This window comes from Actinomycetospora aurantiaca (assembly GCF_037401875.1).
In the GTDB taxonomy this organism is placed as follows: Bacteria; Actinomycetota; Actinomycetes; order Mycobacteriales; family Pseudonocardiaceae; genus Actinomycetospora; species Actinomycetospora aurantiaca.
The window spans coordinates 1-26,183 of record NZ_JBBEGN010000023.1; the positions used below are offsets into that span (position 1 = coordinate 1).

Below are 26,183 nucleotides of genomic sequence, written 5' to 3' on the forward strand. Positions count from 1 at the left end.
GGCGGCGGGTTCGGCGCCCGGGGTGCAGCCCCAAACCGGCAGCCGTTTCACCTCCGGTCCCCGCCGGGTTATCGGCGCCCATGACGGGCGCGGAGCGCGGTGACGGGACCGGGACGACGACGGGGCCGGGGTCCCGACCGCGGGTCGTGGTGGTGGGCAGCGGGTTCGCCGGCTCCCACGCGGTGAAGGCCCTGGCCCGGTCCGTGCGCGGCGAGGCCGACGTCGTCCTGATCAGCCCCACCAACTACTTCCTCTACCTGCCGCTGCTGCCCGAGGTCGCGAGCGGCGTCCTCGAGCCGCGGCGCATCTCGGTCTCGCTGGCGGACACGCTGCCGCGCTCGGTCGTGCACGCGCAGGGCGAGGTCGACGAGCTCGACCTCCCCGGGCGCCGCGTGCAGTGGATGGACCCCGAGGGCCGGCACCACACGATCACCTACGACCGGCTCGTCCTCGCCGTGGGCAGCGTGCACAAGCTGATGCCGATCCCCGGTCTCGACACCCACGCACACGGCTTCCGCGGCATCCCCGAGGCCCTCTACATGCGCGACCACATGATCCGGCAGATCGACCTCGCCGCCGGCGCCGACGACCCCGAGGAGCGGCGGGCGCGCTGCACCTTCGTCGTCGTCGGGGCGGGCTACACCGGCACCGAGGTCGCCGCGCAGGGCCAGCTGTTCACCCGCGAGCTGGCCCGCGACCGCGGGCTGGGGCAGGACGCCGTGCGGTGGCTGCTGGTCAGCCGCAGCAAGGTCCTCAACGGGCTGGACGACCACCTCTCCGCCACCGCCGACCGCGTGCTGCGCGACCGGGGCGTCGAGGTGCGCACCGGCGACTCGGTGGACGAGGCCACGGCCGACGGCGTGCGCCTGACCAGCGGCGAGCACGTGCCGACCCGCACCCTCGTCTGGTGCGTGGGGGTGCGCCCAGACCCACTGATCGAGGAGATCGGGCTGGAGCTCGCCGAGGGGCGCGTGGTGGTCGACCGCACCCTGGCCGTGCCCGGGCACCCCGAGGTCTTCGCCTGCGGGGACTCCGCGGCGGTCCCCGATCCGGGCAATCCCGGCCGCTTCACCGCCATGACCGCCCAGCACGCCGAACGCCAGGGAAAGCTCGCCGGGCGCAACGTCGCGGCGTCGCTGCGCGGCGGCCGGCTCCGGTCCTACCGGCACCGCGACCTCGGGTTCCTCGTCGACCTCGGCAGCACCGACGCGGCCGCCAACCCGCTGCACCTGCGCCTGTCGGGCCTGCCGGCGAAGACGATCACCCGCGGCTACCACCTGCTCTCCATGCCGGGGAACCGCATCCGCACGGCCGCGGACTGGCTCCTCGACGCCGTCCTCGGGCGCCAGTCGACGCAGCTCGGGCTCGTGCGCTCGACCTCGGTGCCGCTCGACACCTCGTCCCCGGAGGTCCCGCACCACCCGTCGATGCCCTTCCCGCCCGAGCGGGGCGGCCGCTGAGATACTCGGGGGAGGCACGGGACGACGACGGGAGGACCGCGGGGTGACCGCCTGCTGCGGAGGCACGCACGCCGGATCGGGCGCCCCGACGACGGCCAGCACCGTCCCTCGCGGCCCGCGCTCCACCCGGGGCCAGGTGACGATCCCCGGCGGCCGGTTCGCGATGGGCGACCACGCGGGGGAGGGCTATCCCGACGACGGCGAGCGGCCGGTCCACGACGTCGCGCTCGCGCCCTTCCTGCTCGACGCCACCACGGTCACCAACGCCGCGTTCGCCCGCTTCGTCAAGGAGACCGGGTACGTCACCGACGCCGAGCGGTGGGGCTCGTCGGCGGTGTTCCACCTCGTCGTCACCGGCGACCGCGCCGACGTGCTGAACGCCGTCGACGACGCCCCGTGGTGGCTGGCCGTGCGTGACGCCTGCTGGCGGCGGCCCGAGGGCCCTGGCTCGTCGGTGGGCGACCGCGCGAACCACCCCGTGGTCCACGTGTCCTGGCAGGACGCGAACGCCTACTGCGCGTGGGCCGGCAAGCACCTGCCGACCGAGGCGCAGTGGGAGTACGCCGCGCGCGGGGGCCTGACCGGCGCCCGGTTCCCGTGGGGCGACGACCTCGGCGACGGCCGCCGCTGGCCGCTCAACATCTGGCAGGGCCGGTTCCCCACCGAGAACACGGCCGAGGACGGGTTCCTGACGACGGCGCCGGTCAAGTCGTTCCGCCCGAACGGCTACGGGCTGTGGCAGATGGTGGGCAACGTCTGGGAGTGGTGCGCCGACCGCTTCTCGCCCGGCTACTACGCCGTGTCCCCGGTCGACGACCCGGCCGGGCCGCAGGAGGGGGTCGCCCGCGTGATGCGCGGCGGCTCCTACCTGTGCCACGACTCCTACTGCTACCGCTACCGCGTCGCCGCCCGGAGCGCGAACACCCCGGAGTCGAGCTCGGGCAACCTGGGCTTCCGGTGCGCGAACCCGATCCCGGGGTGATCACAGGGGCAATCGCGGGCGGTCAGTGCGCCACCATCACCCGCCGCTCGAACCCGCACGGGTCGTCGTCCTCGGTGGCCGGCTCGAGGTCGATGCGCAGGGTGTGGACCCGCCCGGTGTACGCGTTGTCGCCGGGGGCGTAGTCCTCGCTCACCGGGGTCCCGAGGTCCACGCCGACGCCGAAGGTCTCGTCGAACGAGAAGTAGTACGGGATCGTCTCGTCCACCCGGACCGACCCGACCGGCGTGCCGTCCACCCGCAGCGTGGCGGTGCCCCCGCGGCCCACGCCGCCGCCGTCGTAGGTGAAGTCCACCCGCACCTCGTGCCGCCCGGACGTCAGCGGGCCGGTCGCGCGGACGACGTGCCGGCGCAGGCCGAAGTAGTTGTAGACGTAGCAGGCGCGGCCCTCCAGGACGTACAGCGCCCAGCCACCGAACCGGCCGCCCTGCGCCGCGAGCACGCCCCGGCCGCCATCGCCCGGGACCTCGACGTCGGCGACCACGGCGTGCGAGCGGTTCTTGACGTTCGGCGTGCTCTCCTCGATCAGCCGGCGCGTCGAGCCGCGGTAGGTCACCGAGCGGCGGTCGCCGACCAGGTCGAGGCGACCCGCGAGCTGCGGGTTCTCCCGCTCGGTGACGCGGTCGTCGAGCGGGAACACCTGGTTGCGGGCGGCCTCCACGAGGAACAGGTCGCGCAGCTGCGCCAGCCGTTCGGGGTGCTCGGCGGCGACGTCGTGCGCCTGGCTCGGGTCGCGCTCGAGGTCGTAGAGCTCCCACACGTCGTCGCGGAAGCCGCCGCCGTGCGCGGACACCATGTCCCAGGGGATGCCGTGGCGGGTCACCGCGGTCCACCCCTCGTGGTAGATGCCGCGGTTGCCGCACATCTCGAAGTACTGCGTGCGGCGGCGGTCGGCGGCCGTCGCGGCGTTGAACGTGTAGCGCATGCTGACGCCGTCGACCGGCTGCTGGGGGGTGCCGTCGACGCTGGTCGGGAGGGGGATGCCCGCACAGTCGAGGACAGTGGGCAGCACGTCGATCACGTGGTGGAACTGGTGGCGCAGGCCGCCGGACTCGACGATGCCGCGCGGCCAGTGCACGACCAGCCCGTCGCGCGTGCCACCGAGGTGGGAGGCGACCTGCTTCGTCCACTGGTAGGGCGTGTTCATCGCGAGGGCCCAGCCGACCGGGGCGATCGGGTAGCTCTCCGGCCCGCCGATCTCGCCGAGGTGACCGATCATCTCCGCCGGGTCGTCGACGAGGCCGTGACCGAGCCGGTGCTCGACGTGCGTGCCCTCGATGCCGCCCTCGCCGGAGGCGCCGTTGTCGCCGAGCAGGTAGAGGAACAGGGTGTTCTCGAGCTCGCCGAGCTCCTCCAGGGCCGCGACGAACCGGCCGAGCTGGGCGTCCGCGTGCTCGGTGAAGCCGGCGAAGGTCTCCATGAAGCGCACCCCGAGCGCCCGCCGGTCGTCGTCGAGGGTGTCCCAGTGCGGGACCTCGCCCGGCCAGGGCGAGAGGTCGGCGTGCTCGGGCACCACGCCGAGCGCCTTCTGGCGGGCGAGCGTCTGCTCGCGCAGCCGGTCCCACCCGCCGTCGAACTCGCCCCGGTAGCGCTCGGCCCACTCCGGGGCGACGTGCAGCGGCGCGTGCGAGGCCCCGAAGGCGAGGTAGGTGAAGAACGGGCGGTCGGGCGTCAGGGTCCGCTGCGCCTGCACCCAGTCGACGGCGTGGTCCACCAGGTCCTCGCTGAGGTGGTAGCCCTGCTCCGGGGTGCGCGTGGGCTCGACCGGCGTCGTCCCCTGGTAGAGCAGGGGGTACCAGTGGTTCATCTCGCAGGCCATGAACCCGTAGAAGTGGTCGAAGCCCTCGCCGGTCGGCCAGCGGTCGAACGGCCCGACCGGGCTGATCTCCGCGGGCGGGGTCTGGTGCCACTTGCCGAACGCCGCGGTCGAGTACCCGTTGCCCTGCAGCGAGCGGGCGAGGGTCGCCGCGCTGCGCGGGCGGAAGCCGGTGTAGCCGGGCGCCGACGTCGCCATCTCGGTCGTCGCCCCCATCCCGACGGCGTGGTGGTTGCGTCCGGTCATCAGCGCCTGGCGCGTGGGGGAGCACAGGGCGGTGACGTGGAAGCGGGTGTAGCGCAGCCCGGCGTCGGCGAGCCGCTCGGCGGTCGGCATCCGGCACGGACCGCCGAAGGCGCTCGAGCTCCCGAACCCGAGGTCGTCGAGCACGACCAGGACGACGTTCGGCGCGCCGGTGGGCGCAGCGAGCGGGCGGACCGGGTCGTGCGCCCGGGTCTGCTCGTCGATGCCGAGGGCCGTGACCCGGTCGTGCGGCGCCTGGGGCTCCGGCAGCACACGACGATCGCGATCGGAGTTCATGGTTCCTCTCCCGGCCGGACACCCGCCGACCTACCCCGCCAGCTTCTCCCCGGACGATCATTCGCGTCCAGCGGACGTCTACGGACGGCGTCGTTTAGCTTTTCCGCATGGAGCTCTCGCTGCGACGCCTCCGGACGCTGCGCGAGGTCGCCCGCCGCGGCGGCATCAACGCGGCCGCGGCGGCGCTGCACTACTCCCCGTCGGCGGTCTCGCAGCAGATCGAGGCGCTGAGCGCCGAGGTCGGTGCGCCGGTGCTCGAACGGGTGGGCCGGGGCGTGCGGCTCAGCCAGGTCGGGCGGGTGCTGGCCGAGCACGCCGACGTGCTGCTGGCGGCCGAGCAGCGGGCGTGCGCCGCCGTCGAGAGCGCCCGACACGCGGTGACCGCGCACCTCGGGATCGGGGTGTTCGCCGCCGCGGCGGCGTCCCTGCTGCCCGCGGTGCTCGCCGACCTGCACGCCCACCACCCGGGGATCACGCTGGAGAGCTCGGAGGTCGACACCGAGGACGCCGTCACCGACCTGCGCCACGGGCATCTCGACCTCGCGCTGCTGCTCGACTACCCCGACGCCCCCGAGCCGTGGGCGGCCGATCTCGGGGTGCGCCCGCTCGGTCTCGACCGCATGCACCTCGCGGCGCCGACCGACAGCTCCTACGGGCCGGGCACCGACCTCGCCGAGCTCGCGCACGAGAACTGGATCATCTCCGGCCCGCAGACCTACTACGGCCGGGCGGTGCGCACGGCCTGCCGGCGCGCCGGCTTCGAGCCCCGCGTCCGGCACCAGGTCGACGGGTTGGCCACCGCCCTGGCCATGGTCGCCGCCGGGCTCGGCGTGACGCTGGCCAGCGACCTCGGGCGGGTCTTCGCCCCGGCGGAGGGCATCCGGATCGTGCCGTTCGAGCGGCCGCTGCGCCGGGCGGTCGTCGTCGCGCACCTCCCGCACGCCGACGACCGGCCGAGCGTGCAGGCCGTCCTCGAGGCGTTCGGCCGCGCGGCGGCGGCCCGGGACCTGGAGCCGCCGGGCTGACGGGCAGCCGGGGGAGAGGTCCTGCTGTGAACGCGTCGTGAGGTTGGGCCGGTCGCGGCGGCGTGGGGGGCGACCGGCCCAACTTCACCCCGGCAGGCGCTTGACCAGCACCGCATGGGTAAGGGCCTCGTTGACCAAGCGCCGGACGAGCCCGAGCCGGCACCGGCACGCTCCCCGAACCCCGGAGGCACCATGATCATTCTCGGCATCATCCTCATCGTCGTGGGCTACATCGCCCCCGTCCCCGGCTTCGTCGCCACCATCGGCTGGATCCTGCTCGTCGTGGGCCTCGTGCTCACCGTGCTGGGTGCCGTCGGCCGTGGTGTCGGCGGGCGCAAGACGTACTTCTGATCCCGTCGTCCGCCGCTCACCCGGTCGGGGGGAGCGGCGGACCGCGGTCGGTGTGCGGCCGTCCGGCCGATTGACCCCGATCAGACGACCGGTCACGTTGTGGTGATGCCGCAGAGGAGCCATCGCGCCGCGATCCTCGCGACCGCCGAGTCCCTGCTGCGGCGCGACGGGCCCGCGGCGGTCAGCGTCGCGGACATCACCACTGCCGCCGGCGTGCCGAAGGGGTCGTTCTACAACCACTTCGAGAGCAAGGAGGCGCTGCTCGCGGAGATCGTCGAGCAGTACGGCCGGGGCATCGACCTGACCACCCTCGACGGCCCCGGGTCGGCCCCCGAGCGGCTGCGGGCCCACTTCGCCGCCTGCGCCGAACGTCTGACCACCGACACCGGCTTCGGGTCCCTGCTCGCGGGGGCGGCCGCCGGCACGCCCGTCGTCCGGACCAGCCGGGTGCTCCAGTCCGTCCGCGTCGGCCTGGCGGTGTGGTCCCGGGCCGTGGCCGCGGTCGTCGCCGAGGGCCAGGAGCAGGGCGACTTCCGGCCCGGGCGGTCCGCGTCCGAGATCGCGTCGGCGCTGATCGAGACCTTCGAGGGCGCCGCGGTGCTGGCCCGCGCCACCCGGGACCACGCCGCGCCGTCGCGACACGTCGCGCTCCTGATCGACGCCCTGCGCGCTCCATGATCATCAGGCCCTCACCTGGGTCCGCGAGCCCCGGGAGCCACGTCAGGGTCCGTTGATCATCGCTGGGGGGCACGTCCGTCGTCGGGAAGCTCCGGCGGAGGGGCCGCGTTGAGAACGGGGTGACGCCCACGAGAACCGCCGCCCGCGCGGACGCCACCGTCACGCTGAACAACGGCGTGCGGATGCCCCGCCTCGGCTTCGGCGTGTCCGAGGCACGGGACGCCGAGCGCTCCGTGTCCGAGGCCCTGGCCCAGGGCTACCGCAGCATCGACACCGCCGCCGTCTACGGCAACGAGGAGGGTGTCGGGCGCGCGATCGCGGCCTCGGGCCTGCGTCGGGACGAGCTGTTCATCACCACCAAGGTGTGGAACGGACACGAGGGCTGCCAGCACGCCAAGGACTGCGCCGCGGCCAGCCTGGAGCGGCTCGGGCTGGACCACGTGGACCTGTACCTCGTGCACTGGCCCACCGACGTGTTCGCGGAGTGCGTCCAGACGTGGTCGGGCCTGGAGGACCTCCACGCCGACCACCGGGCACGGGCGATCGGCGTGTCGAACTTCCGGGCGGGTCACCTGCGCCGCCTGCTGGTCCTGGGTGGGACGATGCCCGCGGTCAACCAGGTCGAGCTGCACCCGCACCTGCAGCAGCACGAGATGCGCGCCCTGCACGCCGCCCACGGCATCGTCACCGAGGCCTGGAGCCCGCTCGGCCGCGGCGCGGTGCTCGAGGAACCCGCGCTGCGCGGCATCGCCGAGCGGCTCGACGCCACCCCGGCGCAGGTGGTGCTGGCCTGGCACCTGCGCGAGGGTCACGTCGTCATCCCGAAGTCGGACACGCCGGCCCGCATCGCCGAGAACCGTGCCGCGGCCGACCTGGACCTCACCGACGATGACCTCGCCGCGATCGCCGCCCTCGACGTCCCCGAGGACGCGGGGCGCATCGGGCCGGTGCCCGCCGACCCGGGCGCGGACGGCTGAGCCGCTGCCCGCCGTCCGCTGCCCGCCGTCCTCCGGAACGAACGACTCGTTCGTGCATCTAGAAGCCACGAACGGGTCGTTCGTCCCTCGCGGAGACGGGGGCCGGACGACCGGTGAGCGCGGCGAGGCGCTCCAGCGTCATCCGCACCACGTCCTCGTCGCGCATGCCGCGGCCGGTGGCCACCGCGCGTCCGTACTCGTCCTCTCCGAGCCGCACGCGCACCGACTCGGCGGTCGCAGTGATCCGGTCGGCGTCGCCGGGCTCGAACGGCAGCGCGGTAGCGGCTCCGGCCGCGTGGATCGCACCGTGCAGGGTGGCCGACGTCCGTTCCTCGCCGATCACGGCGAAGATCGCCGACACGTGTCGCAGGGAGAGCCACAGGTTCGCCCAGTCTCCACCGCGGAACCACGTCCCGACCACGTCGGAGTAGCCCCACAGGGCGGTGTCGACGTCGCCGCGGGCCGCCCGCAGGGCGAGCTCCTCGGTCCGTGCGAAGGCGCGGAGCCAGCGGTTGCCGACCGAGGCGGCGTTCCCGGCGCTGTCGTGCAGGAGACCCAGGGCGCGGTCCGGGTCCTCCCGCCGGACGCACAGCCCGGTGGCGCAGTCCGCCTGTGCTCGTGCCGTCGGCGCAGCGCACCCCCGAGCTGCAGCACGGGCGAGCGCGGCGAACCGTCTGGCCCCTTCGACGTCGCCCACGCTCGTCGCGGCCACCGAGCGCATGTAGGAGGCGTGCGCGATCAGGCCGTCGTCGGCGGAGCGCTGCGCGATGACCGTCATGCGGTCCATCGCGACCACGGCGGCGTCGGTCTCGCCGCGGTAGAACAGGGCGTTGCCGAGCGCCCGTTCGGCCAGCCCGCCCGTCGACACGCCCGCGCGGTCGGCGTAGCGGACGGCCGCGCGGCCGGCCTCGACGGCGGCCGCCAGGTCGCCGCGGACGAACCGCCCGTAGGCGACGACGCCGAGCACGAGCGGGAACAGCGGTCGGGTCGTCGCGGCAGGGAGGGCGACGAGGGACTCGGCCCATCGGCAGACCTCGTAGCGGATCGCGCGGAAGGCGAACTCCCGCGCGCAGGTGACGAGGTCGAGGGCCAGGTCGAGCTGGCCCAGCGCGATCCCGGCCTCGAACGCCTCTCGGAGGTCATCCACGGCCCGGTCTAGGGTCCGCATCCCGTCCGCCTCCTCCGCGCCGCCGAGCTGGTCGGCCGCCACGTGGGCGGCGTCGAGGTGGGCCCGTGCGTGCGCGAGGCGCCCGGCCTCGCCCGCCGCGTGGGGTCGGGCGTCCAACTGCGCGCGGGCGAACGACCGCAACGTCTCGAGCAGACGGAAGCACGTCTCCCCGTCGACGAGCTGCGACACGACCATCGACTTGTCGACCAGCGTCGCGAGACCCGGGAGGACGTCGGCGCGCTCGAGGCCGGCGCGCACGCAGACCTCCTCCGCCCGACGCACGGTGAAGGTCCCCGCGAACACCGACACGTAGGCGAACAATTCCTGCTCGAACGGTGTGAGGAGACCGTGGGACCACTCGATGACCTCATGGAGGCTGCGGTGGCGCGGATCGGGCGCGTGCTTCTCGCCGAGCAACCGGAACGATCCGTCGAGCCGGTCGGCCAGCTCGGCGACGGACATCGACCGCATCCGCGCCGCGGCGAGCTCGAGCGCGAGCGGGAGCCCGTCCAGCCGTCGGCAGACGTCCGTGGTGGCCCCGACGGTCGCCTCGTCGAGGACGAAGTCGTGACGTGCGGCGGTGGCCCGCGCGACGAAGAGGGACACCGCGTCCGAGCGTCGCGCGTCGGCCGGCGCCGTCGCGGGTGAGCGCGGGACCGCGAGGGGGGCCAGGACGGTGACCGCCTCCCCGGCCAACCCCAGCGGCTCGCGGCTGGTGGCCAGGACCAGGACGCCGGGGCACCACCGCAGGATCCGGTCGACCAGCGGTGTGATCGCGTCCAGGACGTGTTCGCAGTTGTCCAACAGCAGGACGAGCTCCTGGGTCCGCAGCGCCTCGACGACCGAGTCCTCCAGGGACCGCCCCGGTCGGCGCTGGACGTCGAGCGCGGTCGCGAGAGCCACGACCGCAGCGGTCGGGCCCGACACGGGGGCGAACTCGACCCACCGGACCCCGTGCTCGCCGGCGATGCCCAGGTCGGGCAGGAGCTCCTGGGCGAGACGCGTCTTGCCGACGCCGCCCGGGCCGGTCACCGTCACGAGACGGTTCTCCGTCAGGCGTGCGCGCACGGTCCTGAGGTCGTCGGTACGACCGATGAGCAGGTTCGGGCCACGCGGCAGGGCGGCGGCCACCCGGGCCGCCGTCCCGGGCGGGGGCCGCCAGTCGAGGTCGGGGGCCTCGGTGAGGATGCCGGTCTCGAGGTCCCGCACCTCGGCCGTCGGGTCCAGCCCGAGTTCCTCGCGCAGGAGATGGCGGAGCTGGTGCGCACGCCGGAGCGCCTCGGCGGGGCGGCCGGACCGGTAGAGGGCCAGCATCAGCTGGCTCCAGAGTCGCTCGCGCAGCGGGTGCTCGGCCACGAGACCCTCCAGCTCGCCGACGAGCTCGAGGTGCGCTCCGCAGGCCAGGCGGGCGTCCACGCCGAGCTCCCGGGCCGAGACGCGGAGCTCCTCGAGGCGCTCGGCCTCGAGCCGGATCCCGTCGACGGCCGCGAACTCGGCGAAGGCTGGTCCGCGCCATTCGGCGAGTGCGCGGTCCACATGGTCGCGTGCCGCGGCCGGGTCCCCCGCCAGGTGGAGGCGCGCCGCGGCGACCCCTGCCTCGAAGCGGTCCGCGTCGACCACGTCCGGCCCCACCGCGAGCCGGTATCCGGGCGGGCGGGTCTCGAGCCGGGGACCTTCCGGTTCGACGTGGAGGACACGCCGCAGGCGGGACAGGTGGGTCTGCAGCGTCGCCACGGCCGTGGCCGGCGCGTCGTTCTCCCAGAGGATCGCGACGAGCCGGTCCGACGGGACGAGCCGCCGTCGGTGGGCGAGGAGAGCCGCCAGCAGCAGACGGGGTTTCGGGCCGCCGAGCGGCGGGATCTCGCCCTCGGTGAGCAGCTCCAGAGAGCCGAGGACACGTAGCTGCACCATAGGAGTGTGCCTTATGTCACTTACTGGACGGAAAGTCACCGATGGGTTGTCACCGAGCTGCAAGGACCGACGCGCACGGTCGTCGTCGTGGCGAGAACTGCTCGCCCGGAGGACCGGAGGTCAGGATGAAGATCAGGAAAGAGGACATCGCGGCGACCATCGACGTGCCGGGCGCGATCGCCCGTCAGCGACAGGACTTTGGTGAGGCCTCGGGCTACGGCACGATCGCCGGGGAGTACTTCTCGCTGGGTGCCGGGACCGACATCGCGCCGCTGCTCGCCGGGCTGCCCGGCGACAGCTGCCACGCACCGCACTGGGGTTACATGCTCGAGGGCTCGCTCACGGTGAGCTACACGAACGGGACGACCGAGGACGTGGAGGGCGGCGAACTCTTCTACTGGCCGCCGGGCCACTCGGTGCGGGTGGAGCGGGACTCCGAGGTGATCCTCTTCAGCCCGGCCCAGGAGCACAACGACGTCATCGACCACATGAAGTCGCAGATGGGTGTCTGACGACGGCCGCTGTGCCACGATCTCGGCCCGTGGCCCCCTGGTTCCGCCGCCGTTCCCGCCCGTCGGAGCCGGAGCGCGAGCCGGTACCGGTCTACGGGGAGAACCCGTTCACCGAGCAGGAGCGGGCCGAGCTCGCCGGCCACGGCTTCGTCGTCTTCGCCGAGCGGGTGATCTTCGAGGCGCAGCCGCCGATGCCCGCGGCGCGCATGCGGGCGATCGAGGTGGTGTGCGCGGGCCCGCTGCCGCCCGAGCTACGGGCACTGTGGGGCACCACGGCGGGCGGTCGCCTGGACTACGACCTCTCGGTCGACGTGGGCGACGACCACCACGCGCTGCTGAGCTTCGCGGAGCTCTTCTACCCCGACAGCGACGGCTACCGGGACCTGATGGGCTGGATCTCCCACGAGCTCGAACTGGGCGAGGACGCCGCCCGGGAGCGGGGTGACCCGGAACCGCCGGACCTCGACGGCGTCCCGATCGGCGGCTTCGAGTACACCGACCGGATCTACGTGCGCACCGCGCCCGGGCCGGACGCCGGCCGCGTCGTGGCCTGGATGATCGGGCTGCCGCCGGGGTGGACGCACGCCCTGCACCAGGACTCCGTCATGGACGTGGCCGACGACCTTCCCGGGGCCTTCCGCGCGCTGCGGCTCGACCGCGACCCGCTCGCGCCCGCGATCCCCGGCGTCCGGTCGTCGTCCACCGGCGAGACGTTCCTCGACGCCGTCGAGCAGCATCGCGAGCAGGGCCTCGACCCGGACCTGGCGGACCGGCTGGTGGCGTTCTACCGGCAGGCGGTCGTCGACTGGGAGGGCCTGCTCGACGCGGGGCGCCTGGCGGAGGACCGGACGGCGGCACGCCTCGCGCTGCGGCGGGCGGTCGAGGCCGACGACGTCGAGCTCCTCGGTCGGGTGCTCGCGGCCGGGGTCGATCCCGGCCTCGTGCTCGCCGGCAGCGCCCGAGCCGTCGACCTCGCGCTGTCCCACCACGCCCCGGGCGTCCTGGCGGCGCTGCTCGACGCCGGGGCCGAGGTCCCTCCCGGCGCTCTCGACGCCGTCAACGGGCCGATCGGGACCGAGCTGGTGGTGCGGATGCTCGAGGCGGGCGCTCGCCCGAGCACGAAGGCGGTGCTGGCCTGCGTCGTCCACGGGGTGCCGGCGAGCGCAGACGCGGTCCGGCGCGCGCTCGGCGACGACGAGGCCGTCGAGCGGCACCGGGCCGCGGACCTCGCCGAGCTCGAGGAGACCGTCGTCGAGGTCCGGGCACACCGACGGGGCCACTACCTCGGCGTCGACGAGCTCCAGGCCCGGGCGGACCGGTTGCGGGCCTTCGCCTCGGACTGACGGCCTGCGTCACGACGGAAAGCTGCCGGTCCTGCCGCCCTGGTGAGCGAGCGGGAGCCGCGTGAACTCGCTGAGCAGGAGTGAGCGGCGGCGCGTGGCGCCGGGCAGGCGCCGCAGGGTCGGCATCCGCGCCGCCAGGGCCTGGAGCGCGACCCGGCCCTCCAGCCGGGCCAGGGGTGCGCCGAGGCAGTAGTGGACCCCGCCGGAGAACGCGAGGTGCTCCGACGCGGTCGTCCGGTGCGGATCGAAGACCTCCGGGTCGGTGTGCAGGGCCGGATCCCGACCGGCGGCACCGAGCAGGGCCAGCACCGTGGAGTCGGCGTGGACCGGGGCGCCGGCGAGTTCGACGTCCTCGTGGGGGACGCGGGCGGTGAACTGGACCGGCGGGTCGAAGCGGAGGGTCTCCTCCACGACGGCGGCCGCGGCGGACGGGTCGTCGACCAGGTCGTCCCAGGTGCCGGAGGCGAGCATCGCCGCGACGGCGTTCCCGATCAGCCCGCTCGTCGTCTCGAACCCCGCTAGCAGCAGCAGGACGGCCAGGCTGACCGCCTCGTCGTCGTCGACCTCCTCGGCGACGAGCAGGTCGAGGACGTCGTCGGTCCCGCCGGGGCCGTCCCGACGACGGCGGGCCAGCAGGCCCGACATCAGGGAGCGCAGTTCGAGGACCGCCCGGTCCAGGCGGTGCAGCGCCCGCAGCGACCGCACCCCGCCGAGCCCGGCGCCGACCGCGCGGCCCCAGTGCCCGAAGGTCTCCGCGTCCGCGTCGGGCACCCCGAGGATGTCCGCGATGACGACGACCGGCAGCGGGACGGCGACGTCGGCGACGAGGTCGAACCGGTGCTCCCGCGCCGCGGCGCCGGCCAGCCGCTCGGCCACCTCGCGCGCCAGGTGTTCGCGCGCCGCGACCCGGGCCGGGGTGAAGGCCGGGGCCACGAGGCGCCGCAGCCGGGTGTGGTCGGGCGGGTCGAGGCCCAGGATCGAGAGGTCGACCGGTTCGAGGAGCGGGTCCCGTCCTCCGGCGACCGCACCTCCCGGGGTGCCACCGGCGCGGGTGCGGACGCCGAAGCGGCGGTCGCGGACGACCTCCCGGCACAGCTCCGCGGTGGCCACCACCAGGACGCCGCTGCGGCTGACGAACGGCTGCGGGCCCTCGCGCAGCTGACGGTGGACCAGGTGCGGCCGGTCGACCCACGGCCGGTACATCAGGCGGAGCACCGGGTCGCCGCTCCACGCGAGGACGCGACCACCGCCGCGCATCACCGCGAGACGGGTGCCGAGCCGTAGGTCGCGGGCCACGTCCATCGCGCACCTCCTCGCGCGCAGAGTCCCACGCCGAGTGCGACACCAGGCTTCTTCCGCGGGCTCGCGAGGTGCCCCATGTGCTTCTCGGGGCGGGGTGCGCGGCGCGGCGCCCCGCCGCGGGTCGAAGGGTGTCGGCGCGACCCTGTCCGATGGCCACGGTTCCGCCTGCGCGGATCCGTGGACGGCTCAGCCGTAGATCGCGTCCGGCGGCGCCGTGCTGTCGGCGGCCGCGACGGTCAGGTGCCCGCTCACCGGACCGACCCGGCAGAGCCGTCCGGTGTGGTCGAACACGAGCTGCAGCCCGTGCTCGGGCTCCCACGTCACCCCGCCGTGGAAGTCGACGTAGCACGGCGACGGTTCGTAGGAGCCGAAGCCGGTCGCGAGGGTCGGGGGTCGGCGCAGGCGTACGTGCTCCCAGATGTCGTCGCCGTCGCCGAGGGGCGCGATCCCCAGGTCCTCCGCGTCGACGGTGGCGGCGACGTCGCGGTAGTACATCCACAGGTACGGGGTCGCCGTGTCGAGCAGCTCGGCGCCCCCCGCGCGGATCGCCGCGACGGCCTCGTCGTACCGCCGGTGTTCCTCCGGTGCCGCCGGGACGTCCGCCTCGGCCCGGTCGAGGAGATCGGCCACCGTCGCGGCCAGCTGCCGCAGGCGCTCGGTGACCATCAGCCGTAGATCGTGTCGAGATCCGCCGAGCCGCGCACGCGCGCCACGGTGACGTGCCCGGTGTAGGGACCGACGCGCGCGAGCCGGCCCGTGTGGTCGAACACGAGCTGCAGACCGTGCTCGGGCTCCCAGCGGACCTCGCCCTCGAAGTTGACGTAGCACGGCGATGGGGCGCGCTCGTCCCCGCCGAGCACCAGCGTCGGCACCCGGGGCAGTTCGACGTGCTCCCAGATGTCGTCACCGTCGCGCAGCGGCGTCATGCCGAGCTCGTCCTCGCCCACGGCGTCCGCGAGGTCGCGGTAGTACTCCCACAGGTACGGCGTGGCGGTGTCGAGCAGGTTCGCACCGCCGGCCCGGACGGCGGCGACCGCCTCCCGGCACACGTGGCGCTGCTCCGGCGTCGCGTGGTCCTCGGGCTCCGCGCGGTCGAGCAGGTCGGCGACCTGCGCGGCGATGCCGGCGAGCCGGTCGGTCATCGGGCGTAGCGCTCGCGGGCCCGTTCCCGGGCCTTGAACGCCTCGACCTCGCGGTCCTTGGGCGGCGCGGTCGTCACCAGCTCGTCGAGCAGGGTGCGGGTGCTCGCGGTGATCTCGGCGACGGCGCGGGCGAACGCGTCCTCGTTCGCCTTGGAGGGCTTCGCGGCGCCGCTGATCTTGCGCACGTACTGCAGGGCGGCCTCGTGCACCTCGGTCTCGGTGGCCGGGGGCTCGAAGTTGTGCAGGACCCGGATGTTGCGGCACATGCCGCGATCGTGCCGCACCGACCGGGTGGGGATCGAGCCCTTCACTGCGCGGCCTTGGAGTCCCCGTCGATCGGGAGGACCTGCCCGGAGATGAAGCGCCCGTGCGGACCGGCGAGGAAGACGGCGAGGGCGCCGACATCGGCGGGGTCGGTGAACTCGGCGATCGACTGGTTCCCGAGGGCCTTCGCGCGCTCGGTCTCCACGTCGGTCCCGGACGCCTCCGCGCGGCCGGCGAGCACCCGCTCGATTCGCGCCCCGGCGACCGCCCCGGGATGGATGGTGTTGGCCGTGATGCCGAGCGGGCCGAGCTCGAGGGCGAGCGTCTTCGCGAACCCGACCAGGCCCCACTTCGTCGTCGAGTACGCGACCCGGTTCGGGTAGCCGTAGCGGCCCGCGACCGAGCTCATGACGATGATCGACGCACGGTCGGAGCGTTCCAGCAGCGGGATCGCCCGCTGGGTGATCGCGAAGGTCGCCGTGAGGTTGACGGCGAGCACCTGGTCCCACGCGGTCCGGTCGTAGTCCGCCACGGGCGCCGTCGGGCCGGCGACCCCGGCGTTGTTCACCAGGACGTCCAGGCCGCCGAGCTCGCGCTCCACGTCGGCGAAGAGCTGCTCCACGACGGCGGGCTCGGTGACGTCGCCGGCGGTCCCCGTCACCGCCGACGAGCGGCCGGTCAGCTGGTCGAGGGCATGTGCGTCGACGTCCACCACGTGCACGCGGGCGCCCGCGGCGACGAACGCCTCCGCGATCGCCAGGCCGATCCCGGCCGCCCCCGCCGTCACCAGCACCCGCTGCTCAGCCATCCGGTCCTCCTGTCGCGCTCGACCGCGCGTGACCGTAGCCGAGGGTGGGCGCGCGGGCGGGGTCCTGCCGCGGCAGCAGGACCCCGTCCGGGCGACGGCGTGCCGCTCCACCCACGGGTGGAGACGACGATCAGGCGGTCAGGTCCGACGCCGCGGACCGGAGCGTGTCGCGGACCCAGGAGTGCATGGGGTCGGCATCGAGCCTGGGGTGCCAGACCATGCCGTAGGGGATGGCGTCGAAGCCCTCGGGGGCCTCGACCAGGCGGACACGCGGATCGGTGGCGGCGTGCGCCTCGGCCATGCGACGGGGGATCGTCGCGACGAGATCCGTGCCCGGCAGGACGGTGAACGCCGAGGTGAACTGGGGAACGCGGACGGCGACGGAGCGGCTGTGACCGGACGTGTCGAGCCAGCGCTGGATCATCGGCTGGTCGCCGTGGATGACGGCCACGGCGACGTGGCGCGCGCTCACGTAGTCGGAGAGGGAGAAGCGGTCCCGCGCCGAATGGTCGGCGGCGACCACGCACACCAGGTCGTCGGTGAACAATTGTTCCCAACGCAGGGACGACGCCGGGCGCATGACCGAGAGAGCCACGTCGGCGCGACCCCGTTCCAGATCGGCGTAACTGTCGTGGTCGCGCTGGTCGATGCGAATCTCGAGGTGCGGGGCGTCGCGCAGGAGGCGGGGGAGCAGGTGTGGTCCGAGTGTGGCCACGGTGTAGTCGGTACCGATGACGCGCAGGACCCCGTCGGCCGTGGACGGGTCGAAGGCCCGCCCGGCGACGAGGTTCTCGAGGCGGGGCAGGAGCATCGTGAGCTCGCGTTGCATCTCCTGCGCGCGGGGCGTCAGCTCATACTCCCCACCGGCCCTGACCAGCAGTTCGTCGGCGAACAGGGCGCGTAGCCGTTGCAGCGTGCGGCTCATCGAGGACTGGCTCAGGTGGAAGCGTGCCGCCGCCCGCGTGACGTTGCGCTCCTCGAGCAGGATGGCGAGCGCACGGAGCTCGTGCACCAGCCCGAGGTCGCTATGCGTCACGTGCATAGCGTATATCCCGATGTCGCGTTGGTGCCGACTGTCCGGAGCGGCCAGATTCTCCCCGTTGGTATTTCCCGACCCACTCCGGGAGTGAATTGACGTGACGGCATCATTCGAGACCGACACCGCGCGAGAAGACGTGGCAGTTCCCGTACGGGCGTCGGAGGCGATCCTGGGGTCCGCGCGACCGTGGGTCCTCCTCGCCTTCCGCATCGTCGTGACCGTGCTCTTCCTGCTGCACCCCGCGAGCGCGCTCGGGCTGCTCGACGGTTCCGCGCCGGCGGCCCCGATGATCGCGATCTCCGCGGTCGAGATCGTCTGCGTGCTGCTGGTGGCGGTCGGGCTCTACACGCGCGTGGCCGCGTTCCTCCTGTCCGGGATGATGGCCTTCGCCTTCTTCGTCATCCACACCTCCGCCGGCTGGAACTGGATCGACAACGGCGGCGAGCCCGCGGCGCTCTACTGCTGGGTGTTCCTGCTGCTGGTCGTGCTCGGCCCGGGCCCGCTGAGCCTGGACCGCCGTCGGCTCGGCGACTGACCTCCGGCTCCCTCCTCGTCCCTCAGTGGGCGAGGGTGGGGGCCTGCCGTGACCATCGACGTTCGTCGATCTCCCCGACGATGAACTGCGCGAGGTCGGCGCGCGTGATGGTGCGGCCCCGTCGCGGGGTGGCGGCGTCGAGGACGCGGTAGTCGCCGACCGGCTCCCGGTCGAGGAGAAGGACCGGGCGCACGAGGGTCCAGTCGAGGTCGCTCGCACGGACGACTTGCTCCATGAGGCTCATGTCCGCGTAGATCTCGCCGAGCAGCGGCCGGACGAGCAGGCGGTACCAGGGGGCGAGTTCGTGGTCGTCGTAGCGGACGCCGGCCGACGTGATCGCGAGGAGGCGGTCGACCCTGCAACGCGTCATCGCCGCGACGGTGGCCTGCGCGCCCTGGGAGTAGAGCCCGTGCGCGCGCCGTCCGGGCGGGCCGGCCGCGAAGACGACGACGTCCTGGCCGTCGATCACCGGGACGAGGCTCTCCTCGTCCCGCACGTCGACGCGCGCGACGTGCAACCGGTTGGACGTGATGCCGAGGGTGTGGAAGGCGTCGGGGTCGCGGACGGCGGCGGTGACGCGATGGCCGGCGCCCAGGGCCTCGACGACGACCGCGCGGCCGCTGCCGCCGCGGGCGCCGAGCACGACGACGTGCATGGCTGGATCCTCCTCGGTCTCGGTAACAGCCAACTGCTATCGTACGCCCGTGACGGAGGAGACGCTGACCGCGCAGAACCTGGTCCAGACCGCCCACGTCGTCGGTCTCCGGTTCAGCGAGCTGTTCGCGGCGCTCGACCTCACGCCGACCCAGTTCGCGGTCCTCATCGAGCTCGAGGCCCTCGATGACGGGGACGACGGGCTCACCCAGGCCGAGCTCGCCCGGCGGGTCCTGGTCCGCCCGCAGAGCGTCCGCGTCCTGCTGTCGTCGCTGGTGGAGCAGGGTCTCGTCACCCGCGACGGCCCAGGAGGCAAGGGTCGGCGCGTCGGCGTCTCGTTGACTGCCGAGGGCCGCGCGGCGCTCGCCCGGTCCTGGCCGTCCGTCCGGGCGTTCAACACGCCGGAGTCCCTGGGTCTCAGCAGGGCGCAGGCCGCCATGCTCAACGAGCTCCTCGACCGGGTCCGCGCCGCGCGAGAAGCAGGTTTCTGATCCGGTGCCATGCAGGGCAGAGATGTCGTGCTCGAGCTGTAGGCGCCACGGAGCAGAATGAGTCCCGTGGCCGACGGACACGCGGAAGGGCCCTCGCCGCTCACCCTGGACCTGGGGCCCGACGAGGTCGTGATCTCCCGTCGCTACGAGGCGCTGAGCATCGTCAACGACATCCTCATCGGGATCTGGTTCCTGATCGGGAGCATCCTGTTCTTCTCCGAGGCCACCACCACCGCCGGCACGTGGCTGTTCGTGATCGGCAGTGTCGAGCTGCTGGTCCGGCCGGTCATCCGGCTGAGCCGGATCGTCCACCTGCGGCGTCGGGCGGGACGAGCCACGTCGGGGTCGTCCGACGATTTCTGACGGCGGGCGGTGCCCTGCCCGCTCGTGGGTACTCCGTCGTATGGACCGGGCGGACCGCAAGGGGCCGGTGGCGCGCGACGCCTACCGTGTCCGCGCTGTCGACCGCGGGGCCGACACCCTGGACTTCACCGGTGTCGGGCCGGGTCGGGCGGCGCACGCCCGGCCGCGGAGCCCGCTGTCGACCGTCGCGCGGGGTCTCGGTGTCGCCCTGGTGATGTTCGTGCTGGCCCTGCTCCTGGTCACGGGGCTCGAGGCCGTCCTCGGGAGCCCGCTGTCGGGCGGGGCGGCCGGTCACACCACCCTCGGGGACGTGCTGCACGCACCGCGATGAGCGTCCGCCGGCCGCTCACCGCCCCCGGTAGGCCTCCCGGAACGCCGGGACGGCGTCCGCACCACGTACGGCGTCCGGACTGATGACCTCCTCGACCGGACGCCCGCGCAGCACCTGCTTCACGGGGCGCTCGAGCTTCTTGCCGGTCAGCGTCCGCGGCACCGCAGGAACGGCCGCGATGAGGTCCGGGACGTGCCGCGGCGAGAGGTTCCGCCGCAGCCCTGTCGCGATCCGCGACCGCAGGTCGGCGTCGAGCTCGGTGTCGGGGGCGAGCTCGACGAAGAGCAGCAGCTCGCCCGACCCGCCGTCGTCGTCCTCGAGGTGGACGACGAGCGCGTCCGCGATCTCCGGCATGTCCTCGACGACGGCGTAGAACTCGGCGGTGCCCAGGCGGACGCCCCCGCGGTTCAGCGTCGCGTCGGAGCGCCCGGTGATCACGCAGCTGCCGCGTTCGGTGAACCGCACCCAGTCGCCGTGGCGCCAGATGCCGGGGTAGGTGTCGAAGTAGGCCTCGCGGTAGCGCTCGCCGTCGGGGTCGTTCCAGAAGGACACGGGCATGGACGGCATCGGCGCCCGGACGACCAGCTCGCCGAGCTGCTCGACCACCGGGTTCCCGGCCTCGTCGAAGGCGGCCACGTCGTGCCCGAGACCGGCGCCGGCCATCTCGCCGCGGTACACCGGCTGCCAGGCGCTCCCGCCGACGAAGCCGCTGCACACGTCGGTGCCGCCGCTGAACGGGTTGAGGACGACGTCCGGACCGAGGTGGGCGTAGACCCAGTCGAACGCCTCGGCCGGCAGCGGGGCCCCGGTGGTGCCGATCTGGCGCAGCTCCGGCCAGCGGGGCGGCACGACGCCCGCCTTGCGGCAGGACATGAGGTAGCCGGGGCTCGTCCCGAACAGCGCGACGCCGGTCTCGGCCGCGAGCCGCCACTGCGCCTCCAGGTCCGGCCAGAGCGGGTTCCCGTCGAACAGCACGATCGTCCCGCGGTGCAGCAGCACGGAGATCGTGATGTTCCACATCGCCCAGGCGGTGGTGGTGAACCACAGCGTCCGGTCGCCCGGGCGGATGTCGAAGTGCAGGCCGAACAGCCGCAGGTGCTCGAGCAGGATCCCGCCGTGCCCGTGCACGATCGCCTTCGGCAGGCCGGTCGTGCCCGAGGAGAAGAGCACGTAGAGCGGGTGGTCGAACGGCACGTGCTCGACGACGACCGGGCCGGGCTCGGCCGTCAGCTCGTCCCACGTCATGGCGTCGGGCACCGGGTGCGGCCCGTAGTCCACCCCGACGACGTGCCGGACGCTCGGCAGGCCCTCGCGGATGCGCGCCAGCTCCTCGCGCTGGTCGATCTCCTTGTCGCCGTAGCGGTAGGAGGCCACGGCCAGCAGCACGGTCGGCTCGAGCTGGCCGAGCCGGTCGACGACGCTGCGGGCGCCGAACTCCGGCGCGCACGCCGCCCAGACCGCGCCCAGGCTCGCAGCGGCCAGGAACACGACGATCGTCTCGGGGACGTGCGGCAGGTACCCGACGACGCGGTCCCCGCGCGTGACGCCGAGGCGCTGCAGCCCGGCGCGGGCGCGGCCCACCTGGTCCCGCAGCTCGCCGAACGTCAGCTCGCGCGGTGCCCGGGTCTGGGAGCGGGCGATGATCGCGGTCGCGTCGTCGTCCGCCTCCGTCCCCAGCATGTGCTCGACGTAGTTCAGCCGCGCGCCCGGGAACCACTGCGCGCCCGGCATCGTCGACGACCCGAGGACGCGGTCGTAGGTCCCGGACACCCCGAAGTGGTCCCAGATCGACGCCCAGAACGCCTCCGGTTCGGCCACCGACCAGCGCCACAGGGCCGGGTAGTCGTCGAACTCCAGCCCCCGCGACGACGACAGGTGGGCCAGGAAGGCCCCGACCCCGGTCCCCTCCGGGGAGCCGGGCGGGCGGAGGAGCGCGGGACCGTCGGGAGCACTCACGGTGCCCGATGATGCCGTGGCCCAGGCCACATCGCGAGGGCCGGAGCGGGACAGCGTCCGCTACAGCAGCGTGCCACCCGAGGCCTCGAGGCGCTGGCCGGTGACCCAGCGGGCGCGGTCGGAGAGCACCGTCGCGATCAGCGGGCCGATGTCGTCGGGCTCGCCGATGCGGCCGAGGGCGGCGAGCGAGGCCATGTGGGTGCGCGCGCCCTCGTCGTCGCGCATCGTCCCGCCACCGAAGTCGGTGGCGATCGGCCCGGGGGCGACCGCGTTGACGCGGATGCCGCGCGGGCCGAGCTCCGTGGCGAGGTAGCGCGTGAGCTGGTCGACGCCCGCCTTGAGCGACCCGTAGATCGCCCACCCGTCGCCGGCGAAGCGCGACAGCCCGCTCGAGAGGGTGACGATCGAGCCGCCGTCGGCGATCAGGTCGGCCAGGGCCTGCGTCAGGAAGTACGGGCCCTTGAAGTGCACGGCGTAGAGGCGGTCGACGTCCTCGACGGTGGTGGCGCCGAGTCGGGTCAGCGCCGCGTGGCCACCGTTGTGGACGAGGTGGTCGAGGCGGTCGCGGTCGAAGGTGCCGCGGAGCAGCCCGCGCAGTTCCTCGGCGAAGGCCGGGAAGGACCCGACCTCGCCGACGTCGAGCTGCAGGGCCGCCGCCCGCACGCCCGCCTTCTCGAGCTCGGTGACGACGTCGTCGGCCTCCGCGCGGTTGGCGCGGTAGGTCAGCACGACGTCGACGCCGTCCTCGGCGAGCGCGAGCGCCGTCGCCCGCCCGAGCCCGCGGTTGCCGCCGGTGACCAGGGCGATCCGGGTGTCCGACACGATGTCTCCTCAGCTGTGGTCGTCTGCGTGACGCCGTCGACGGTCGTCCCGACGACGGGGCCCGACCAGCGGGCATCGACCCTGGGGACGACGACCCCAGGGTGGGCGACCCGTGCCTGGTCAGCGGCCTCGTGGCGCAGACTGGTCGCCGTGGACCTCGCTGAGCTCGGTGGCTTCCTCAAGTCGCGCCGTGACCGCATCCGCCCGGCGGACGTGGGTCTCTCCGGCTCGTCCCGACGGCGGGTACCGGGCCTGCGCCGCGACGAGGTCACGCACCTGGCCGGCGCGTCGGTGGAGTACTACACCGAGCTCGAGCAGGGCCGCGGCGCCCAGCCGTCCGAGCAGATGGTCGCCGCCCTGAGCCGGGCGCTGCGCCTGACCCGCGACGAGCGCGACCATCTCCACCACCTCGCCGGACGCCCGGTACCGGCCGCGGGCGGCGCGGCGGGCCACGTGCACCCCGGGATGCTCGACCTGCTGGCCCGGGTGGAGGGCACGCCCGCCGCCGTCGTCACCGACCTGCACGTGTCGCTGGTGCAGAACCGCCTCGCCGAAGCGCTCCTCGGCCGCGCGCCGGAGCACACGGGGTTCGCGGCCAGCTTCGTCCACCGCTGGTTCACCGATCCGGACAGCCGCCGCCTCTATCCCGAGGAGGACCACGAGCGGCACTCCGCCACCTTCACCGCCGACCTGCGGGCGGCCGTCGCCCGGCGCGGTCCCGACGACCGCGAGGCGAGCGCGATGATCGCCGACCTGCGGCGGCGCAGCCCCGAGTTCGAGTCGCTGTGGGACCGGCACGACGTCGGGGTCCGGCGCGACGACCGCAAGCGGATCGTCCACCCGCAGCTCGGCGTCATCGAGGTGAACTGCCTCAACCTGTTCAGCGAGGACGGGCTGCAGCGCCTGCTGTGGTTCACCCCCGCCGTCGGGACGGACTCGGTGGAGCTGTTCGAGCTGCTCGGGGTCGTCGGCCGCCAGGACCTGACCCCCGAGGCCGGCCCGGACGCGTCCGCGCGCCGGTAGGTCAGTCGGCGGCGTTCGCCGCGCGATGCGCGTCGACGGTGGCCATGTGGGTCTCGGCCCAGTCGCGCAGGACGTCGAGCGGCGCGACGAGGGAGCAGCCGAGCGGGGTGGGTGGCCCTCGGCGGTGCGGCCACATCGTCCCCGCCGACGCCCCGGACGCGCTCGTCCGACGACTCCGCGACCTGCTCGCCGTTGAACGCACCGACGGCGGGGTATCTTGCTGATCCCCGCGACCCGAGGAGCGTCATGATGATCGCCGGACTCGCCCTGAGAGCGCTCGGTCCCGTCCTCCGAGCCTCCGCGATGATCCTCGGGCCCGTGGCGGCCGTCCTCGCCTGGGGCGCGGTCGAGAACGAGATCGACCGCCGGAGGAACGCGGACGCGGACGCCGGGCGGGCCACGAAGGTCACCCGCGGCTGACCCGCAGGACCGTCACCAGGCGCGGGCGCGCCAGAACGCCGTGAGCACGCGGGCGCCCCGCGCCGGGTCCTCGCACATCCACCAGTGCCCGAGCCCGTCGAGCACGGTGACCTCGGCGCCGGCGCGCTCCGCGGCGCGGCGACGGAGCTCCTCCGAGCCGCCGAAGGGGTCGGCGGTGGCGACGATGCCGAGGCCGGGACGGGCGGCCAGGGTCGGCAGCCCCCGGCCGAGCTCGGCCATGGCGGGCTGGGCCGCGGAGCGGTAGAGCGCGAGGACCGCCCGCTTCATCTCGTCGCCCTGCACGCCCGCGATCCGGAGGGCCTCGGCGTGCCCGATGCCGAGTGCCTCCATCCGGGCGGCCCGGTCGGCGGGGGTCCCGCCGAACAGCTCGTCCAGGTTGGCCTCGCCGTCGCCGGGCGTCTGCCAGACCTGGGCGAGGTCGTGCCAGGTGTAGTCCGGCTCGAACAGACTCAGGGCGTCGCTGGCCCAGCTGCGGACGAGCTCCGGGCGCTCCATGAGCGCGGTGACGACGTGGCCGCCGCCCCAGTCGTGGCCCAGGAGGTCGACGGGCTGCTCGAAGCGCTCGAGCTCGGCGATCAGCCAGTCCCGGTAGGCGGTGACGGTCGCCGGGAAGTCGGCCGGCAGCGGCACGCCGAAGCCGGGCGGGGAGAGCCGGACGACGTCGTCGACGCCCGCCTTCGCCAGCTCGGTCACGAGCGGGTCCCACAGCGCCGCGCTCTCCGGGTTGCCGTGCACCAGTGCCACCGTCATGGCCGCATCCTGCCCTCTCCGGGCGCCCGACGGGCTACGGCCCCGGCCACCGGAGGAGGTCGTACACGGCCGATCCGCAGACGGCGATCACGAGCACGGCCCCGACGAGGACGACGCCCGCGGGACCGGTCAGGGCGCCCACCGCGACGAGGACGAGCACGACGAGCAGGGCGGTCGCCGTCGTCGCGGCCGCGCGCGACCACGACGTCTCGGAGCGCAGCCCCGACCGGGTCACCGCGAGGCGGATCTCCAGGTCGTCGAGTGCGGTCAGTTCCCGCGCGGTGAGCGGCCGGGCAGGGCGGTCGTGGTGAGGACCGGGGTGTGAGCGCATCGGTGTCTCCGTCGAGGGCGTCCGGGGGCTCTTTTCAGACAACGGATCGCGTGTGGATCACCGGCTCGCGGGGTCGGTGACCCATCGTGAGTCCTGCGGGCCGTCCGGGCGGTGGTCCCGAGCCCCGACCGGCGGCACCGTGGGCGACGTCCGGTCGTGTGTCCTGCGACAGCCGGAGCAGCCCGGCCTCGACGGTCCGCGACTCCGGTCGACCGGAACGGGCAGCCGGGTGAGCGGGTCGGTTGCAGGTGCCGGCATCCCCGGTCGTCGTCCGGCCGGTCCTCGTCGCCGAACGGTCCGTCGATGGGGACGCGGTCGAGGAGGACACTCCCGGCCATGGCGCGTTCGTCGTCGGGGGAGGGTGTCCTCGAGCGGGTGGTGCGGATCCTCGAGGCGTTCACGCCCGAGGACCGGGCCCTGACGGTCGGGGAGGTCTCGCGCCGTGCCGGCCTCCCGACGGCGACCGGCTCGCGGCTGATCGCCGACCTGGAGGCGCACGGGCTGCTGACCCGGGACGCCGACCGGCGCGTGCGGGTCGGGACGCGGCTGTGGGAGCTGGCGTCACGCGCCTCCCCGACCCTGTCGCTGCGGGAGCTGGCGATGCCGGTCCTCGAGGACCTCCTGCGCGTGGTGGGGCACCACGCGCAGCTGGGCGTGCTCGACGGGGACGAGGTGCTGTTCGTCGAGCGGCTCTCGACCGAGCGCGCGGTGGTCAACTACACCCGGATCGCGGCGCGGCTGCCGATCCACGCCTCGTCCTCGGGCCTCGTGCTGCTCGCCTTCGGCGCGGCGGAACGGCAGGAACGCGTGCTCGGGGGTCCGTTGGCCCGCTTCACCGAGGCCACCGTCACCGATCCCCGCGAGCTGCGGCGCCGGCTCGCGGACATCCGCAAGCAGGGCTTCGTGCTGTGCCCGGGCTTCCTGCACCTCGAGGCGACCGGGATCGCGGTCCCGGTGCGGGACGAGTCGGGGAGCGTGGCCGCGGCGGTGTCGGTGATCGTGCCCAACGACGAGGACGCCCGCACCCACGTGCCGACGCTGACCGCGGCCGCCCGGCAGATCGAGCGCCGCCTGGCCCGCTCCGCCGGCCTCGACGGCAGGTCCTCGCCCATTGAATGAGAAGGCCATATCGGGGCCCGTTCACGGGTCT

Annotated in this window: 29 protein-coding genes; 15 read left to right on the plus strand and 14 right to left on the minus strand. The window is 74.1% G+C overall.

Features of this window, described 5'->3' with window-relative positions:
* The first annotated feature begins 80 nt into the window (after window positions 1–80).
* Together WCD74_RS27030 and WCD74_RS27035 are read left to right on the plus strand one after the other, a co-directional pair.
* Window positions 81–1,460: an NAD(P)/FAD-dependent oxidoreductase gene (locus tag WCD74_RS27030; protein ID WP_337698011.1), complete on the plus strand. Its 1,380-nt coding sequence runs from the start codon at window positions 81–83 to the stop codon at window positions 1,458–1,460.
* A 43-nt stretch (window positions 1,461–1,503) separates the two neighbouring features.
* Complete coding sequence (locus WCD74_RS27035; RefSeq protein ID WP_444876351.1) at window positions 1,504–2,442, plus strand: formylglycine-generating enzyme family protein; 939 nt, start codon at window positions 1,504–1,506, stop codon at window positions 2,440–2,442.
* A 22-nt stretch (window positions 2,443–2,464) separates the two neighbouring features.
* Here the strand turns inward: WCD74_RS27035 and WCD74_RS27040 are convergent, their stop codons facing one another.
* Window positions 2,465–4,816 (minus strand): arylsulfatase, encoded by a 2,352-nt coding sequence (locus WCD74_RS27040; RefSeq protein ID WP_337698013.1) that lies wholly within the window; start codon window positions 4,814–4,816, stop codon window positions 2,465–2,467.
* A gap of 107 nt (window positions 4,817–4,923) precedes the next feature.
* Between WCD74_RS27040 and WCD74_RS27045 the strand changes: the two genes are divergently transcribed.
* From WCD74_RS27045 to WCD74_RS27060, 4 genes are all read left to right on the plus strand, one after another.
* The gene (locus WCD74_RS27045) at window positions 4,924–5,841 is read left to right on the plus strand and encodes a LysR family transcriptional regulator (RefSeq protein ID WP_337698014.1); all 918 of its coding nucleotides are present in this window, start codon (window positions 4,924–4,926) and stop codon (window positions 5,839–5,841) included.
* A gap of 192 nt (window positions 5,842–6,033) precedes the next feature.
* Window positions 6,034–6,192, plus strand: coding sequence for a DUF6131 family protein (locus WCD74_RS27050; protein WP_337698015.1), 159 nt, complete (start codon window positions 6,034–6,036; stop codon window positions 6,190–6,192).
* A gap of 105 nt (window positions 6,193–6,297) precedes the next feature.
* On the plus strand, window positions 6,298–6,870 hold the full coding sequence (locus WCD74_RS27055) for a TetR/AcrR family transcriptional regulator (protein WP_337698016.1): 573 nt from the start codon (window positions 6,298–6,300) through the stop codon (window positions 6,868–6,870).
* Window positions 6,871–6,989: 119 nt separating this feature from the next.
* Window positions 6,990–7,847, plus strand: a complete 858-nt coding sequence (locus WCD74_RS27060; RefSeq protein WP_373696140.1) for an aldo/keto reductase — start codon at window positions 6,990–6,992, stop codon at window positions 7,845–7,847.
* A gap of 58 nt (window positions 7,848–7,905) precedes the next feature.
* Here WCD74_RS27060 and WCD74_RS27065 read toward each other — a convergent pair whose 3' ends face one another.
* Window positions 7,906–10,923, minus strand: a complete 3,018-nt coding sequence (locus WCD74_RS27065; protein WP_337698017.1) for an ATP-binding protein — start codon at window positions 10,921–10,923, stop codon at window positions 7,906–7,908.
* Between the two features lie 128 nt (window positions 10,924–11,051).
* Here WCD74_RS27065 and WCD74_RS27070 point away from each other — a divergent pair, with 128 nt between their 5' ends.
* A complete protein-coding gene (locus WCD74_RS27070; RefSeq protein ID WP_337698018.1) occupies window positions 11,052–11,438 on the plus strand; it encodes a cupin domain-containing protein in 387 nt (128 codons plus the stop codon).
* 29 nt (window positions 11,439–11,467) lie between these two features.
* On the plus strand, window positions 11,468–12,781 hold the full coding sequence (locus WCD74_RS27075) for a hypothetical protein (RefSeq protein ID WP_337698019.1): 1,314 nt from the start codon (window positions 11,468–11,470) through the stop codon (window positions 12,779–12,781).
* A gap of 9 nt (window positions 12,782–12,790) precedes the next feature.
* Here the strand turns inward: WCD74_RS27075 and WCD74_RS27080 are convergent, their stop codons facing one another.
* The 6 genes from WCD74_RS27080 to WCD74_RS27105 all read right to left on the minus strand — a co-directional run bounded on the left by WCD74_RS27080 (window position 12,791) and on the right by WCD74_RS27105 (window position 17,333).
* Window positions 12,791–14,083, minus strand: a complete 1,293-nt coding sequence (locus tag WCD74_RS27080; RefSeq protein ID WP_337698020.1) for a cytochrome P450 — start codon at window positions 14,081–14,083, stop codon at window positions 12,791–12,793.
* 186 nt (window positions 14,084–14,269) lie between these two features.
* The gene (locus WCD74_RS27085) at window positions 14,270–14,749 is read right to left on the minus strand and encodes a DUF6985 domain-containing protein (protein WP_337698021.1); all 480 of its coding nucleotides are present in this window, start codon (window positions 14,747–14,749) and stop codon (window positions 14,270–14,272) included.
* The gene (locus tag WCD74_RS27090; protein WP_337698022.1) at window positions 14,749–15,225 is read right to left on the minus strand and encodes a DUF6985 domain-containing protein; all 477 of its coding nucleotides are present in this window, start codon (window positions 15,223–15,225) and stop codon (window positions 14,749–14,751) included. Before WCD74_RS27090 ends, WCD74_RS27085 begins: the two co-directional genes overlap by 1 nt.
* Window positions 15,222–15,491, minus strand: a complete 270-nt coding sequence (locus WCD74_RS27095) for a DUF2277 domain-containing protein (protein WP_337698023.1) — start codon at window positions 15,489–15,491, stop codon at window positions 15,222–15,224. Before WCD74_RS27095 ends, WCD74_RS27090 begins: the two co-directional genes overlap by 4 nt.
* 41 nt (window positions 15,492–15,532) lie before the next feature.
* Window positions 15,533–16,297, minus strand: a complete 765-nt coding sequence (locus WCD74_RS27100; protein ID WP_337698024.1) for an SDR family oxidoreductase — start codon at window positions 16,295–16,297, stop codon at window positions 15,533–15,535.
* A 130-nt stretch (window positions 16,298–16,427) separates the two neighbouring features.
* A complete protein-coding gene (locus WCD74_RS27105; RefSeq protein ID WP_337698025.1) occupies window positions 16,428–17,333 on the minus strand; it encodes a LysR family transcriptional regulator in 906 nt (301 codons plus the stop codon).
* A gap of 139 nt (window positions 17,334–17,472) precedes the next feature.
* Here WCD74_RS27105 and WCD74_RS27110 point away from each other — a divergent pair, with 139 nt between their 5' ends.
* A complete protein-coding gene (locus WCD74_RS27110) occupies window positions 17,473–17,871 on the plus strand; it encodes a DoxX family protein (protein ID WP_337698026.1) in 399 nt (132 codons plus the stop codon).
* A gap of 22 nt (window positions 17,872–17,893) precedes the next feature.
* On the opposite strand, the gene WCD74_RS27115 is transcribed toward WCD74_RS27110, so the two are convergent.
* Window positions 17,894–18,526, minus strand: coding sequence for an NAD(P)-dependent oxidoreductase (locus WCD74_RS27115; RefSeq protein ID WP_337698027.1), 633 nt, complete (start codon window positions 18,524–18,526; stop codon window positions 17,894–17,896).
* 49 nt (window positions 18,527–18,575) lie between these two features.
* Here WCD74_RS27115 and WCD74_RS27120 point away from each other — a divergent pair, with 49 nt between their 5' ends.
* The 3 genes from WCD74_RS27120 (at window position 18,576) to WCD74_RS27130 (ending at window position 19,710) form a co-directional block, all read left to right on the plus strand.
* Window positions 18,576–19,016 (plus strand): MarR family winged helix-turn-helix transcriptional regulator, encoded by a 441-nt coding sequence (locus tag WCD74_RS27120; RefSeq protein ID WP_337698028.1) that lies wholly within the window; start codon window positions 18,576–18,578, stop codon window positions 19,014–19,016.
* Between the two features lie 66 nt (window positions 19,017–19,082).
* Window positions 19,083–19,379 carry a YrhK family protein gene (locus WCD74_RS27125; protein WP_337698029.1) on the plus strand — a complete coding sequence of 99 codons (297 nt, stop codon included), beginning with the start codon at window positions 19,083–19,085 and terminating at the stop codon, window positions 19,377–19,379.
* 40 nt (window positions 19,380–19,419) lie between these two features.
* A complete protein-coding gene (locus tag WCD74_RS27130) occupies window positions 19,420–19,710 on the plus strand; it encodes a hypothetical protein (protein ID WP_337698030.1) in 291 nt (96 codons plus the stop codon).
* Between the two features lie 15 nt (window positions 19,711–19,725).
* Here the strand turns inward: WCD74_RS27130 and WCD74_RS27135 are convergent, their stop codons facing one another.
* Both WCD74_RS27135 and WCD74_RS27140 read right to left on the minus strand, forming a co-directional pair.
* Window positions 19,726–21,666, minus strand: a complete 1,941-nt coding sequence (locus tag WCD74_RS27135; RefSeq protein WP_337698031.1) for an acetoacetate--CoA ligase — start codon at window positions 21,664–21,666, stop codon at window positions 19,726–19,728.
* A gap of 60 nt (window positions 21,667–21,726) precedes the next feature.
* Window positions 21,727–22,488, minus strand: coding sequence for an SDR family NAD(P)-dependent oxidoreductase (locus WCD74_RS27140; protein WP_337698032.1), 762 nt, complete (start codon window positions 22,486–22,488; stop codon window positions 21,727–21,729).
* Between the two features lie 150 nt (window positions 22,489–22,638).
* Here WCD74_RS27140 and WCD74_RS27145 point away from each other — a divergent pair, with 150 nt between their 5' ends.
* Window positions 22,639–23,511: a helix-turn-helix transcriptional regulator gene (locus tag WCD74_RS27145; protein ID WP_337698033.1), complete on the plus strand. Its 873-nt coding sequence runs from the start codon at window positions 22,639–22,641 to the stop codon at window positions 23,509–23,511.
* Window position 23,512: 1 nt separating this feature from the next.
* Here WCD74_RS27145 and WCD74_RS27150 read toward each other — a convergent pair whose 3' ends face one another.
* A complete protein-coding gene (locus WCD74_RS27150) occupies window positions 23,513–23,647 on the minus strand; it encodes a hypothetical protein (protein WP_337698034.1) in 135 nt (44 codons plus the stop codon).
* A gap of 110 nt (window positions 23,648–23,757) precedes the next feature.
* Here WCD74_RS27150 and WCD74_RS27155 point away from each other — a divergent pair, with 110 nt between their 5' ends.
* Complete coding sequence (locus WCD74_RS27155) at window positions 23,758–23,931, plus strand: hypothetical protein (protein ID WP_337698035.1); 174 nt, start codon at window positions 23,758–23,760, stop codon at window positions 23,929–23,931.
* A gap of 12 nt (window positions 23,932–23,943) precedes the next feature.
* Here WCD74_RS27155 and WCD74_RS27160 read toward each other — a convergent pair whose 3' ends face one another.
* Entirely contained in the window at window positions 23,944–24,702 is a 759-nt protein-coding gene (locus WCD74_RS27160; protein WP_337698036.1) for an alpha/beta fold hydrolase, read from the minus strand.
* Between the two features lie 34 nt (window positions 24,703–24,736).
* The gene (locus WCD74_RS27165) at window positions 24,737–25,033 is read right to left on the minus strand and encodes a hypothetical protein (RefSeq protein WP_337698037.1); all 297 of its coding nucleotides are present in this window, start codon (window positions 25,031–25,033) and stop codon (window positions 24,737–24,739) included.
* 336 nt (window positions 25,034–25,369) lie between these two features.
* Between WCD74_RS27165 and WCD74_RS27170 the strand changes: the two genes are divergently transcribed.
* Window positions 25,370–26,152: an IclR family transcriptional regulator gene (locus tag WCD74_RS27170; RefSeq protein ID WP_337698038.1), complete on the plus strand. Its 783-nt coding sequence runs from the start codon at window positions 25,370–25,372 to the stop codon at window positions 26,150–26,152.
* Window positions 26,153–26,183 lie beyond the last annotated feature (31 nt).